General features: G+C 70.4%; 16 protein-coding genes. 7 read left to right on the top strand and 9 right to left on the bottom strand.

All coding sequences use genetic code 11. The annotated features are described in order from the left end of the window. Positions 1-6 precede the first annotated feature (6 nt). From ACFVXC_RS14430 to ACFVXC_RS14440, 3 genes are all read right to left on the bottom strand, one after another. Positions 7-672, bottom strand: coding sequence for an O-methyltransferase (locus tag ACFVXC_RS14430; RefSeq protein ID WP_389905171.1), 666 nt, complete (start codon positions 670-672; stop codon positions 7-9). 78 nt (positions 673-750) lie between these two features. Beyond that, positions 751-1,644 (bottom strand): SDR family oxidoreductase, encoded by an 894-nt coding sequence (locus ACFVXC_RS14435; protein ID WP_389905172.1) that lies wholly within the window; start codon positions 1,642-1,644, stop codon positions 751-753. Between the two features lie 147 nt (positions 1,645-1,791). Next, positions 1,792-3,288, bottom strand: a complete 1,497-nt coding sequence (locus ACFVXC_RS14440; protein ID WP_389905174.1) for an MFS transporter — start codon at positions 3,286-3,288, stop codon at positions 1,792-1,794. A gap of 168 nt (positions 3,289-3,456) precedes the next feature. On the opposite strand from ACFVXC_RS14440, the gene ACFVXC_RS14445 reads away from it, so the two are divergent. Both ACFVXC_RS14445 and ACFVXC_RS14450 read left to right on the top strand, forming a co-directional pair. Beyond that, positions 3,457-4,035, top strand: coding sequence for a TetR/AcrR family transcriptional regulator (locus ACFVXC_RS14445; protein WP_389905176.1), 579 nt, complete (start codon positions 3,457-3,459; stop codon positions 4,033-4,035). Between the two features lie 167 nt (positions 4,036-4,202). Next, entirely contained in the window at positions 4,203-5,444 is a 1,242-nt protein-coding gene (locus ACFVXC_RS14450) for a Cmx/CmrA family chloramphenicol efflux MFS transporter (RefSeq protein ID WP_389905178.1), read from the top strand. On the opposite strand, the gene ACFVXC_RS14455 is transcribed toward ACFVXC_RS14450, so the two are convergent. After that, positions 5,401-5,667, bottom strand: a complete 267-nt coding sequence (locus ACFVXC_RS14455; protein ID WP_389905180.1) for a DUF4031 domain-containing protein — start codon at positions 5,665-5,667, stop codon at positions 5,401-5,403. The two genes, ACFVXC_RS14450 and ACFVXC_RS14455, sit on opposite strands and share 44 nt — an antisense overlap. Further along, entirely contained in the window at positions 5,664-6,092 is a 429-nt protein-coding gene (locus ACFVXC_RS14460; protein WP_389905182.1) for a hypothetical protein, read from the bottom strand. The genes ACFVXC_RS14455 and ACFVXC_RS14460 overlap by 4 nt, the downstream gene beginning before the upstream one ends. A 137-nt stretch (positions 6,093-6,229) precedes the next feature. Here ACFVXC_RS14460 and ACFVXC_RS14465 point away from each other — a divergent pair, with 137 nt between their 5' ends. The 3 genes from ACFVXC_RS14465 to ACFVXC_RS14475 all read left to right on the top strand — a co-directional run bounded on the left by ACFVXC_RS14465 (position 6,230) and on the right by ACFVXC_RS14475 (position 9,892). After that, complete coding sequence (locus tag ACFVXC_RS14465) at positions 6,230-7,153, top strand: MurR/RpiR family transcriptional regulator (protein ID WP_389905184.1); 924 nt, start codon at positions 6,230-6,232, stop codon at positions 7,151-7,153. Between the two features lie 89 nt (positions 7,154-7,242). After that, a complete protein-coding gene (gene murQ, locus ACFVXC_RS14470; RefSeq protein ID WP_389905185.1) occupies positions 7,243-8,235 on the top strand; it encodes an N-acetylmuramic acid 6-phosphate etherase in 993 nt (330 codons plus the stop codon). A gap of 127 nt (positions 8,236-8,362) precedes the next feature. Next, on the top strand, positions 8,363-9,892 hold the full coding sequence (locus tag ACFVXC_RS14475; RefSeq protein ID WP_389905187.1) for a PTS transporter subunit EIIC: 1,530 nt from the start codon (positions 8,363-8,365) through the stop codon (positions 9,890-9,892). Positions 9,893-9,974: 82 nt separating this feature from the next. On the opposite strand, the gene ACFVXC_RS14480 is transcribed toward ACFVXC_RS14475, so the two are convergent. The 4 genes from ACFVXC_RS14480 to ACFVXC_RS14495 form a co-directional block, all read right to left on the bottom strand. Beyond that, a complete protein-coding gene (locus ACFVXC_RS14480; RefSeq protein ID WP_389905188.1) occupies positions 9,975-10,109 on the bottom strand; it encodes a type II toxin-antitoxin system VapB family antitoxin in 135 nt (44 codons plus the stop codon). 12 nt (positions 10,110-10,121) lie between these two features. Further along, complete coding sequence (locus tag ACFVXC_RS14485; RefSeq protein WP_389905190.1) at positions 10,122-10,724, bottom strand: Uma2 family endonuclease; 603 nt, start codon at positions 10,722-10,724, stop codon at positions 10,122-10,124. 113 nt (positions 10,725-10,837) lie between these two features. Beyond that, entirely contained in the window at positions 10,838-11,071 is a 234-nt protein-coding gene (locus tag ACFVXC_RS14490) for a hypothetical protein (protein WP_389905192.1), read from the bottom strand. Further along, positions 11,068-11,280: a hypothetical protein gene (locus ACFVXC_RS14495; RefSeq protein WP_389905194.1), complete on the bottom strand. Its 213-nt coding sequence runs from the start codon at positions 11,278-11,280 to the stop codon at positions 11,068-11,070. The genes ACFVXC_RS14490 and ACFVXC_RS14495 overlap by 4 nt, the downstream gene beginning before the upstream one ends. A gap of 116 nt (positions 11,281-11,396) precedes the next feature. Between ACFVXC_RS14495 and ACFVXC_RS14500 the strand changes: the two genes are divergently transcribed. Beyond that, positions 11,397-12,239 carry a helix-turn-helix domain-containing protein gene (locus tag ACFVXC_RS14500; RefSeq protein WP_389905196.1) on the top strand — a complete coding sequence of 281 codons (843 nt, stop codon included), beginning with the start codon at positions 11,397-11,399 and terminating at the stop codon, positions 12,237-12,239. Beyond that, positions 12,220-12,492, top strand: coding sequence for a DUF397 domain-containing protein (locus tag ACFVXC_RS14505; protein ID WP_389905198.1), 273 nt, complete (start codon positions 12,220-12,222; stop codon positions 12,490-12,492). Before ACFVXC_RS14500 ends, ACFVXC_RS14505 begins: the two co-directional genes overlap by 20 nt. Positions 12,493-12,626 lie beyond the last annotated feature (134 nt).

The following is a 12,626-nucleotide window of genomic DNA, read 5'->3' on the forward strand; positions in this document are numbered from 1 at the left end:
GCTCGCTCAGAGGCGGCAGCTGATTTCGAGGCCGTCGTCCACGGGGAACGTGACGCTGTGGTAGCCGTTGGCGGTGTCGCGGACGTGGTCGATGTAGGGGGCGAGGTCGGAGAAGTCCACGTCGTCGGCGACGACGAGGGTGCCGGGGGCGATGTGCGGTTCGAGGAGTTGCAGGACGGGCAGGCAGAGGTTCTTCCACCCGTCCAGGAACAGGAAGTCGACCGGCTCGCGTAGCTCGGCGAGCGTCTCCAGGGCGTTCCCCTCAAGGACGGTGATCACGTCGTCGAGGCCGGTGGCGGCGAAGGTGTCGCGGGCGGCGGTCGCCTTGGCCCGGCTCATCTCCGTGGTGATGACCTGGCCCGTGCCGTTGTCGCGAACGGCCGCGGCCAGATACAGGGTGGAGATGCCGTACGAGGTGCCGAACTCGACGACGGTCGTCGGCCTGGTGGCGCGGACGAGGTTGTAGAGGAGCCGGCCGCCCTCGGCGGAGACCGGCATATAGATCTCCTGCGCCGCGTCGGCGTATTCCTGCGCCGACAGCGCCGCCCGGTCGTAGGACTGGACGCCCCGCATGCGTGCCGCGGCCTCACCGTCACGGTCGGCGGCTTCGAACATGCGGGTCAGGGCGGCGGAGACGCGTGGTTCCGCGAGGGTATGGGCCTTGGTGGGCATGGTGCTTGCTCCTTCTCGGGGAGAGGGGAGGGGGAAGGGGGGAAGAGGGGGAAGGGGGACGGGGGTACGGCCGTCTCGTCAGGCCGTGTAGGCACCCGCGTCGATGTCCGCGAGCAGGGTCGGCCCGGCAGGCTCCCAGGAGAGGAGCCGCCTGGTCGCGTCGGAGGACGCGGTCATGGTGGAGGCGAAGAAGCCGCCGACGAAGCCGAAATGGGCTCCGGCGTCCTGCCGCGCGACCGATTCGACCGGCAGGCCGAGGCTGCGGCCGATCGCCTCGGCGATCGCCTTGGTGGTGACGGCCTCCTCGGCGACGGCGTGCAGCCGCGTCCCCGCGGGTGCCTGCTCCATGCCGAGGCGGATGAGGCGGGCGGCGTCATCGCGGTGCACCGCGGACCAGGTGTCGGAGCCGTCGCCGACGTAGCCGGAGACTCCCTGCTTACGGGCTGCCGCGGTGAGGAAGTTGACGAACCCCCAGTCGCCGCGGCCGTGAACGCTCGGCGAGAACCGGGTGATCACGGTCCGCACGCCCTTGGCCACGTAGTCCAGCGCGAGGTTCTCGCTGCCGCCCCGGTTGGAGTCGGGGCCGATGGCCGGAGAGACGTCGTCCTCCGTGGCGGGCCGCCCCTCGACGAGGCCGGAGAGAGGCGCGGCGACGACGAACGGGCGGTCGGTGCCGGCCAGAGCGTCGCCGAGGGTCTGTACCGCGGCGCGTTCGGAGCGGTCGGTCTCGGCGGGGTTGCCCCAGTCGTGCTTGTTGGCCATGTGGATGACCGCGTCCGCCTGGGCTGCTCCCCGCCGCAGCGAGTCGAGATCGTCCAGGTTTCCGCGTACGACTCCGACGCCCTTGGCCGCGAGAGCCTGCACGGCCTCTTCGGACCGGGCCAGGCCGATGACCTGGTGGCCCGCCGAGATGAGCTCGTCGACGACGGCGGAGCCGATCCAGCCGGTCGCTCCAGTGACAAATGCACGCATGAGCGTGACCTCCTTCGCCCTGAGAAGGGCATGTGAATGATGGGAATGGGTGGTGGTGGGTCGTGGGTGGTGGGTGGTGGGAGTTGCCCTGATCGCGGCGTCGGCGTTCGGCGCCGAGTCAGGTGGCGTGTGGTCCCGCTGCCGCGGCTACCGCGGGACGGTGGCGGTGCGGTGGGCGCGGCGTGCGCCCGCGACGACGACGGCTCCGGCCAGGAGCACGACGAGGGCCGCGGCGCGCAGCGCGGTGTTGGCGCCGTGGGTGAACGCTTCGGTGACGGCGGTGTGATCGGCCGGGGCCAGCGTGAGCGCTTCCTTCACCGTGCGCGGGAGCGGCGTGTGCCGGCTGAGGTCGTCGGGCAGGTGGCGCGTGAACCCGGCCGTGAGGATGGTGCCGACGACGGCCACACCCAGGGCGCTGCCCAGTTCGCGGGTCGCGGACTGCAGGCCTCCGGCGATGCCCGCCCTCTCCACGGGCAGGGCGGAGGCGATCGACGCGGTCAGACAGGGCGCGGCCAGCATGATGCCGAGCCCGATGACGAGCAGACCGGCCGCGTACACGGGGTAGGCCATGGTCGATGCGTACGAGAGGCCGAGCAGTCCCGCGCTGGTGAGCGCGAAGGCGGCGGAGAGTGTCGCGGGGATGCCGACGCTGCGGATGAGCCCGGGAACGTAGCGGGTGCCCAGCAGGATCGGGACGGTCAGCGGGACGATCCCGAGCCCTGCCTGCAGTACGGAGAAGCCGCGCCCGTACTGCAGGAGTGAGGCGTTGACGTAGAAGAGCCCGAAGTTCCCGAAGAACGTGATGGTCATGCCGAGGGCGGCGCTGCTGAGTGCCGGACTGCGGAACAGCCGCGGGTCGAGCATGGGGTGGGGGACGCGCAGCTCGACACGTACCCAGCACAGGCTCAGCAGGACGCTGCAGGCGAAGGCGGTCAGGACGACCGTGCTGCCCCAGCCCTGTTCGGGCCCTTCGATGATGCCGATCAGCAGCGCCACGACGGCCGCCACGAACAACAGCGTGCCGGGTACGTCGAGGGTGCGTTCGTGCCGGGAGCTGCGCGGCGCCGACCGTGCCGCCCACGCCGCGCAGCAGGCCGCGACGAGGGCGACCGCCACGAACAGCGCGCGCCAGGAGCCCGTGCTCAGTACCGCGCCGCCTCCGACGTTGCCGACGACGCCCCCGATGCCGGAGGCCGCCGCCCAGATGGCCAGCGCGTGGGGGCGCCGTTCCGGGGCGGTGGCGTGCAGGAGGATGCCGACGCAGTTGGGCAGGACGCACGCGGCGCCGAGGCCCGTGATGGCGCGCCCGATGAGCATGACCGTCACGTTCGGCGCCATGGCCGACACGACGGCGCCGAACGCGAATATGCCGAGCCCCGCCATGAGGACGCCCTTGCGGCCGAGCTTGTCGCCGGCCGCACCTGCGGGGATGACCAGGCAGGCGAAGATCACGACATAGGCGTCGACGATCCACAGCAGGTTCGACGAGGTCGGTCGCAGTGAACTCGCGGCCAGCTGCGGCACCGCCAGGTTGATCGACGCGACGAATCCGACGACCAGGGCGGTGCACACGCTCACGCAGGCGAGCACCGGGCCGGACCGCTGCGCGGGGCGCAGGGCGCCTTCGAGTGTGGGAGCCACCATTGCTCTCGATTCCTTCTGGGATTGCGGTACATGAAGCACGGCCTACGCAGCACCGCATAAGCGGCACCGCATACGAAGCACGGCCGGAGACTCGTGAACGACTAACGAGTCACCGTGCACCGTAAAGGTAACACATACGAGACACCGTGCCTCGTATAGAGTGGCGGCATGGTGGATGGAAGCGGCCGCGGCAGGCCCCGCAGTGAAAGCGCACGCGCCGCCGTGCTGCACGCCGTCGACGATCTGCTGGTCGAGGTCGGGTACGCGGCCCTGACCATGAAGGGCATCGCCGAGCGGGCGGGCGTGGGCCGTCAGACCGTGTACCGCTGGTGGTCGAACAAGGCGGAAGTCCTCTACGAGGCCAGCGCCATCGACGCCCGGCAGGAACTGTCCGTGCCCGGCAGCGACGATCCCCGCAAGGGCATCAAGGCGTATCTCGACGCCCTCGTCGCCTTCCTGTCCCGCTCCCACGCGGGCGCCGCCTACCGCGCCCTCCTGGGTGAGGCCCAGCACGACGCGGACGTCGCCGCGCTGCTCGCCTCCCGCGACATCCTCGGGGAGAGCGCCGCGGAGGTCGTGGAAGCGGCACGGAAGTCGAGCGGCACCGCCCTCTCGCTCGAACAGGCGACCGCGCTCCTGATCGGCCCGCCCTTCTTCCACATCCTGTCCGGGCGCGGCGCGGACACCATCGACACCGGACAGCTCGCGGAGCAGTTCATGCGCACCCTGAACCATCCGGGGACGTGAGACGCCCGGCACCACAAGGAATGTCAGCCGCGACCCGAGCGTTCAGAACTGTTATGCCGAATCCCGACCCGAAGGCCTCGAAGGCCCCAAAGGCCCCTGCGCCCACGGCCCCCGAGCCAGGGAAGAACGCAAGCCGCAAGACCCCCACGACCACGACCACGACCCGCATGCCCATAGCCGTCTACATCCTCGGCCTTGCCGTCTTCGCCCTCGGCACGAGCGAGTTCATGCTCTCGGGGCTCCTGCCGCCCATCGCCGACGACATGAACGTCTCCATCCCCAACGCGGGCCTGCTCATCTCCGCCTTCGCCATCGGCATGGTCATCGGCGCCCCCCTCCTGGCCGTGGCGACCCTGCGTCTCCCCCGCCGCACGACCCTCATCACCCTCATCACGGTCTTCGGCCTGGGCCAGGTCGCCGGTGCCCTCGCGCCCACGTACGAGATCCTCTTCGCGTCCCGCGTCGTCAGTGCGTTCGCCTGCGCCGGGTTCTGGGCGGTCGGCGCGGCCGTCGCCATCGCGATGGTGCCGATGAACCAGCGGGCCCGCGCCATGGCCGTGATGATCGGCGGCCTCTCCATCGCGAACGTGCTCGGTGTGCCCGCCGGTGCGTTCCTCGGCGACAACTTCGGCTGGCGTTCGGCCTTCTGGGCGGTCGGCGTCGCCTCCGCGATCGCCCTCGTCGGCGTACTCACGCTCATCCCGCGCATCCCGCTCCCGGCCGAGAAGCCGCGCCTCAAGCAGGAACTGGCCATCTACCGCGACCGGCAGGTCTGGCTCTCCATCGCGATCACCGCGCTCGCGGCGGGCGGCGTCTTCTGCGCGTTCTCCTACCTCTCCCCGCTCCTGACGGACGTCGCGGGCCTCGACAAGGGCTGGGTCCCGACCGTCCTCGGTCTCTTCGGTGCGGGCGCGCTCCTCGGCACGGCGGTCGGCGGTCGCATCGCGGACGCGCATCTCTTCGGCGTCATGCTGAGCGGCGCCGCGGCCTCGACGGTCTTCCTCGTGGCGCTCGCCCTCTTCGCCGGTACGGCGCCCGTGGCGATCGCCCTTTCCTTCCTCCTCGGCGTCTCCGCCTTCTACACCGCCCCCGCGCTCAACGCCCGCATGTTCAACGTCGCGGGCGCCGCCCCGACCCTCGCGGGCGCGACCACGACGGCCGCGTTCAACCTGGGCAACACCGGCGGTCCCTGGCTGGGCGGCACGGTCATCGACCTCAAGCTCGGCTACGCGTCGACCGCGTGGGCGGGCGCGGGCATGACGGCGGTGGCGATCGTCGCCGTGGCCGTCTCCCTGCGGCTGCACAGGCGCGCGCCGAGCCGCGTGGTGACCACGTCCGGCGAGAGCGAGTTCGCGCTGAACTCCCTTACGCCGGACGCCCCTTCGGCCTCCGCAGCCCCGCGTCCGTAAGCCTGCGCACCAGTTCCTTCGAGCCGATCTCGACCGCGCCCGCGCGCACCGCGTCCTCGTAGCGGTGCGAGGGCAGGTCGTAGTGGTCGCGCTCGAAGGCGCGCGTCGGGGCGCCGATGCCTGCCGCGAACGCGTGCAGTTCCTCGTACGAGGAGTCGCTGACCAGGTGTGACCACATGCGTCCGTGCCCCGGCCAGGTAGGCGGGTCTATGTAGACCGTCACGCCGGGCCGCCCGTCGGATCACCCATCGGATCGCCCGTCGGACCGCTCGCCGGGCCTCCCGCCGAACCGCCTCCCAGGCCGCCCACCGGGGCCACGATGACGGCCGCCTTGGGGCACACCCAGTGCGGGTCCGGGCCGAGCTCCGGTTCCACGTCCAGGGCGTGCGGGTCGTCCGCGCCGCAGACCGGGCAGAGCGGCCAGCGGCCATAGCGCTCCAGGAGTGCGTCCTGTACGTCCTGGGCGACGAGGCCCGCGACGTACTCGACGCCCTCGGGCCACTGCTCGACCCACCAGCGGCGGTGCACCACCGACTCCTCGACCAGCGAGACGACCTCGGCCTCGGCGACCTCACCGGCCACCAGGTCGGCGAGAACAAGTGCGCGAGCGGCGTGCAGCGCCTGCTCCAGAGGGTCGATCGCTTCCATGCAGCCATTGTCCACCCCACGCGCCACCCATCCCCAAGACCGGAACCGAGAGGGACCGAGCCCGGAGCCGAGCCCGGAGCCGAGATCGGGACCAAAGGGGTCTTGACCGACCCCCGGTACGAAAATATCTTTCAGGCGTGACCAATAACGTGAAGGAAATTTTCGCGGGCGCGGCGCCCCCCGCTCCGGCCGCCCTCGCGGCCAAGGTGCGGACCCTCGCCCCGTCCATGACCCGCTCCATGCAGCTGGTCGCCGAAGCCGTCGCCGGCGACCCCGCGGGCTGCGCGGCCCTCACGGTCACCGGCCTCGCCGAACTCACCGGCACCAGCGAGGCCACGGTGGTCCGCACCGCCCGCCTCCTCGGCTACCCCGGCTACCGCGACCTGCGGCTCGCCCTCGCCGGGCTCGCCGCCCAGCAGCAGTCGGGCCGCGCGCCCGCCGTCACCGCCGACATCGCCGTGGACGATCCGATCGCGGACGTCGTGGCGAAGCTCGCGTACGACGAGCAGCAGACCCTCGCCGACACCGCGGGCGCACTCGACACCGTCCAGCTCGGCGCCGCCGTCGCCGCGCTCGCCGTCGCACCCCGTACCGAGATCTACGGAGTCGCCGCCTCCGGCCTCGTCGCCCAGGACCTCGCACAGAAGCTGCTTCGCATAGGCCACATCGCCCACGCGCACTCCGACCCGCACCTGGCCGTCACGAACGCCGTCACCCTGCACTCCAAGGACGTGGCGATCGCGATCACGCACTCCGGATCGACCGGTGACGTCATCGAGCCGCTGCGGGTCGCCTTCGAGCGCGGGGCGACGACCATCGCGATCACCGGGCGGCCCGGTAGCCCCGTCTCGCAGTACGCGGACCACATCCTGACCACCTCCACCGCGCGCGAGAGCGAGCTCAGGCCCGCCGCGATGTCGTCCCGTACGAGCCAGCTGCTCGTCGTGGACTGCCTGTTCGTGGGCGTCGCCCAGCGGACGTACGAGAGCGCGGCCCCCGCGCTCGCCGCCTCCTACGAAGCGCTCGCGCACCGGCACAGCCCGCGCGGCGGCAACCGCTGAGCCCCACCCGTCACGTCCACCTCTCACGCCCGCACCCGTCACGCCCGCACCCGCACCCCTCGCCGCCGCACACGAAAGAGCCGCACGCCATGCCCTCCACGACCGACGCCACCCCCTCTCCCTCCTCCACCCCCGGCAGCGGAGAGACGTACGGCGAACTCCGCGCCCAGCTGGACACGCTCACCACCGAGGCGTTCCGGCCCGAGCTCTCCGAGATCGACCGGCAGCCCACGCTGGAGATCGCGAAGATCATGAACGGCGAGGACGCCACCGTGCCGACGGCCGTCGCCGAGCAGCTCCCGGCGATCGCCGCCGCCATCGACGCCACCGCCGAGCGCATGGCCCGCGGCGGAAGGCTCGTCTACGCGGGCGCCGGAACGGCCGGGCGCCTGGGAGTGCTCGACGCCTCCGAGTGCCCGCCCACCTTCAACACCGACCCGTCCGAGGTCGTCGGCCTCATCGCGGGCGGGCCGAGCGCCATGGTCACGGCGGTCGAGGGCGCGGAGGACAGCAAGGAGCTTGCGGCCGAGGACCTGGACGGGCTCGGCCTCACCGCGGACGACGTGGTCGTGGGCGTATCGGCGTCGGGCCGCACCCCGTACGCGATCGGCGCGGTGGAGCACGCGAGGCGGCGGGGCGCACTCACCATCGGCCTCTCCTGCAACGCGGGCAGCGGGCTCGCGGCGGCGGCCGACCACGGCATCGAGGTCGTCGTCGGCCCGGAGCTGCTCACCGGCTCCACCCGCCTGAAAGCGGGCACGGCCCAGAAGCTCGTCCTCAACATGCTGTCGACGATCACGATGATCCGCCTCGGCAAGACGTACGGAAACCTGATGGTGGACGTACGCGCGTCGAACGAGAAGCTGCGCGCCCGCTCGCGGCGGATCGTCTCCCTCGCCACCGGCGCGTCCGACGAGGAGATCGAGGCCGCGCTCGCCTCCACCGATGGGGAGGTGAAGAACGCCATCCTCACCATCCTCGGCGGAGTCGACGGCCACACGGCGGCCGACCTGCTCGCGTCGTCGGACGGCCACCTCAGGGACGCACTCGACACGGCACGAACGCCCCGCACCACCACCTGACCCACCTGACCCACCTGCCGCACCCCTCCCATCTGCCCCATCTGACCTACCTGCCCCACCTGCCCCACCTCCCCCTCCTGCCGCTGACCGAACAGCGCCACCCTGCACACAGCAAGGCACCCGCACCATGGCAACTGACAAGAACCGCGCCACAGCCGCCGCGATCCTGCCCCTCGTCGGCGGCGCCCGGAACGTCACGTCCATCGCCCACTGCATGACACGCCTGCGCCTGGGCCTCGCCGACCGCTCGCTGGTCGACGACGAGGCACTGAAGGCGCTGCCCGCCGTGATGGGCGTGGTCGACGACGACACGTACCAGATCGTGCTCGGCCCGGGGATCGTCGCCCGTGTCACCCCGGAGTTCGAGGCCTTGGTGGCGGAGGAGGCGTCCGCGGCCCCGACCGCGACCCCGACGGCACCCGCCGAACACGTGCTCACCGCGGACGAGTTGGCGACGCAGGGGGCAGCCATCCGGGCGGCCCGCAAGGAGAAGAACGCCACCCCGTTCAAGCTCTTCCTGCGCCGCATCGCGAACATCTTCGTGCCGCTGATCCCGGCCCTCATCGGCTGCGGCATCATCGCGGGCATCAACGGCCTCCTGATCAACCTGGAGTGGCTGCCGGGCATCACCCCGGCGCTCGCGGCGATCGCCTCCGGCTTCATGGCGCTGATCGCGGTGTTCGTGGGCTTCAACACGGCGAAGGAGTTCGGCGGTACGCCGATTCTGGGCGGCGCGGTGGCGGCGATCATCGTGTACGCGGGTGTGGCGAACATCGAGGCGTTCGGCCAGAAGCTGTCACCGGGCCAGGGCGGAGTCCTGGGCGCCCTGGGAGCGGCGGTCCTCGCCACGTACATCGAGAAGTGGTGCAGGAGGTGGGTCCCGGAGGCGCTTGACGTCCTGGTCACCCCCACCATCACGGTCCTGCTCTCCGGCCTGGTCACGATCTTCGGCCTGATGTTCCTGGCGGGCGAGGTCTCGACGGGCATCGGTACGGCGGCGAACTGGCTCCTGGACAACACGGGCGCGTTCGCGGGCCTGGTCCTCGGCGGTCTGTTCCTGCCCCTGGTGATGCTGGGCCTGCACCAGGCACTGATCCCCATCCACACCACGCTCATCGAGCAGCAGGGCTTCACGGTCCTGCTCCCCATTCTGGCGATGGCGGGCGCGGGCCAGGTGGGCTGCGCGATCGCGGTCTACAAGCGCCTGAAGAACAACACGTCGATCCGTACGACGATCAAGTCGGCACTCCCGGCGGGCTTCCTGGGCGTGGGCGAACCCCTCATCTACGGCGTCTCACTCCCCCTCGGCCGCCCCTTCATCACTGCGTGCGTGGGCGGCGCGGCGGGCGGTGCGTTCATCGGCTTCTTCTCGATGATCGGCGAGAAGGTCGGCTCCACGGCGATCGGCCCGTCGGGCTGGGCCCTGTTCCCGCTCCTGGACGGCAACAAGGGCCTGGGCCTGACGGTCGCGATCTACGGTGGCGGCCTGCTCGTCGGCTACGTGGTGGGCTTCTTCGCGACGTACTTCTTCGGCTTCAGCAAGCAGATGTTGATCGAACTGAACGTCGACACGACCACCACGACAGCCCCCGAGCAGGCCGTCGCGGATTCCCCTGCCCCGTCCACGGACCCGGCCAAGTCACCCGCCGGGGTCTGACCTCTCCCACACCCGAGGGCGGCACCCAGCTGGCCGGGTGCCGCCCTGCATCAGTGAGGCCGACGCCGACCACGCGTCCCGCCTACGGTCGCCGCCTCAGTCGATCGTTGTACGCCTGCAGGGCATGTGAGACCGCCGCCCTCTTCGTCCGGTGTTCCCCGAGACGCATGGCGGTCGCCAGTACCTCGTCGTCGATTTCGATGCGTGTCAGCGACATTTCGATCACCGGTCAACCGGGGAAGTCGGCGGTATCCACCGTCGCCGCGAACGGATCCGGCAGCTTGAGGCTCTCCCCGAACGGCACCCGCTCGGCGTGCTTGTACGCCCCGTTCTGCGGGCCGGTGAACAACGTGGCTGTCGGGCCGTGCTCATCGAAGCGATCCACGAGGAGGTAGACCGGAACCGGGGCATGCGCATAGGCCCACAGCTTCTTGGTGCGGTCGTCCTTGGCGTTGCTCTGCGACGTGATCTCCACGACGAGCAGGGCTTCCGACGCGTTCAGGGGGTCGTTGGTGTCGGGGTCGGCGGCGTCGACGACATCCCGGGGAGCCAGCACCAGGTCGGGCACGTACAACTTGTCCAAGGGCGCGATGTGGACGCCGAGGGTCTGGTAGACCTCCAGTTTCTCGGAGATCACCCCATAGAGCACCCTGTGCAGCATGGCTGCGATTCCGTTGTGATGCCTGTGCGGCGGGGGTACCAAGACAATCTGCCCTTCATCGATCTCGGCGTGCCAGCCCTCCGGCACATCCAGCTCACGCCACGCCTTGAGCAGGAGGTCCCACGAACGGCGGTCAGGAGCCGTGTCGTGCTCGACCAGTGCTGCGGTCATCGCGGGTCCCTTCTCTTGAAGCCTGCGGCGCGTGAGCGTAGATCGACGAGCCTGCGGTCGTTGACCGCTTTTCCCCAGCGTCCCACGAACGAGCGACCGAGGCGGCGACCCGCTCATCGCGGCCTCGCCTGACCCTGCCGGTTCAGCTCCCGCACTCGTTCCCGCAGCACCTCGCCCGGCGGCGCCTCCCCCACCTTCTCCGGCGGGCAGTCCCACTCCCGGCCACCGCCGAGCGGCCTCAGCTGTACGAGACCGCCCTCGCACCCCATGACCTGCCCCACGCTGCCGTCCCGGTAGTCGACGGCGTACGTCCCCGCCTCCGGCACGCTCGGATCGCCGTCGTTCACCGTGGGCCCTCCAGTACGGCGGCAAGACGCAACGCCGTGTCGAGATTGCAGCGCCCCAACTCCACCAGCGGCAAGGCCCCTTCCGCCGCCGCCGTCAGCGGATCCATCCGCAGGGACGGCAGCGTGACCCCGGCCCCTTCGAGGCCCGCTCTCAGCTGCCGGACGACCTCCTCGGCCGCCCGTACCCGTTCCTCCACTGTCAGCGCCATGCGCCCCGCCTTTCACACTGGGTGTTTCCGTTTCGTCACCCAGCGTGTCCGGTACTGCGTACCCTGAGAAGCGTCGGCGACCCAACAAACCCCCTTGTTCGGTGCAGGAGTTGCCCATGACCCGCCCCAAGGACCTCGACCCCTCATCGAACCCCCGAGCCCTCCTCGGCTGCGAACTCCGCCACGCCCGCGAACGTGCGGGCCTCAGCCAGGACGCGCTGGGCGCCCCGCTCTTCGTCAGCGGCTCCTTCATCGGCCAGCTGGAGGCCGGTACGCGCCGGATGCACCTGGAGTACGCCCACCACTTCGACGAAGTCCTCGATACGGGGGGCTTCTTCACCCGCAACTGCAAGGCCGTCGCCAAGTCCAAGTATCCGGATCACTTCGCGGAGGCTGCGGAGGCGGAGGCCGTTGCCACAGCCGTCAAGGAGTACACGGCGACGCTGATTCCAGGATTGCTCCAGACAGGCGCGTACGCGGAGGCGGTTTTCCGCGCCTACCACCCGACAGGCCTGGACGAAAAGATCAACGCCCTCGTCGTGGCCCGTCTCGAACGGGCTCACCTGCTCGACGACCCAACAACCCCGTTGTTGTGGGCCATCCTCGACGAGGCCGCTCTCAGGAGGAAGGTCGGCGGCGTGGGGGTGGCGGCGGAGGCCCTCCGCCACGTGGCGGCTCTCGCACGCAAGCACCGGGCCATCGTGCAGGTACTGCCATTCGGAGCCGGGGCACACGCCTCCATGACCGGTTCCCTGAAACTCATGGAGTTCGAGGATGCACCCCCGCTCTCCTTCGTCGAAGGACCGGACATGGGCAAGCTCATAGACGATCCGGCCACCGTCACTCGCCATACCTTGACGTTCAGCCTCCTCCAGGCCGCAGCGCTATCCCCTCAGAAGTCCCTGGTCCTGATTGAGTCGGTGGCGCAGGATTATGAGCATGGAGAACAGCAACCGTGAGTACGAGTACGACCTGAGCGCGGCCACCTGGCACAAGTCCAGCTACAGCGGCCCTGACGGAGGCAACTGCCTGGAGATGGCCCGCTGGCGCAAGTCCACGTACAGCGGCGGGGAGGGCGGCAACTGCCTAGAGGTAGCCGACGGTCACCCCGAACTCGTCCCCGTCCGCGACTCCAAGAACCCCACAGGCCCGAAGCTCGTGTTCCGGGCCGCCAGCTGGTCCGAGTTCATCGCGGACCTCAAGGCCAGCTGACCCCGGGGCTCAAGCCGCAAGCCGCGAGCCCTCTTTTCAAGGAACGGGAGGCGGGCCTCAACCCACCCGCCCTCCCTGCGAGTTGGCACAGTCGATCACTTTCGGAGTTCGACTTGCCACGCAACGTGACAACG

The organism is Streptomyces sp. NPDC058257 (assembly GCF_042881845.1).
Classification (GTDB): domain Bacteria; phylum Actinomycetota; class Actinomycetes; order Streptomycetales; family Streptomycetaceae; genus Streptomyces.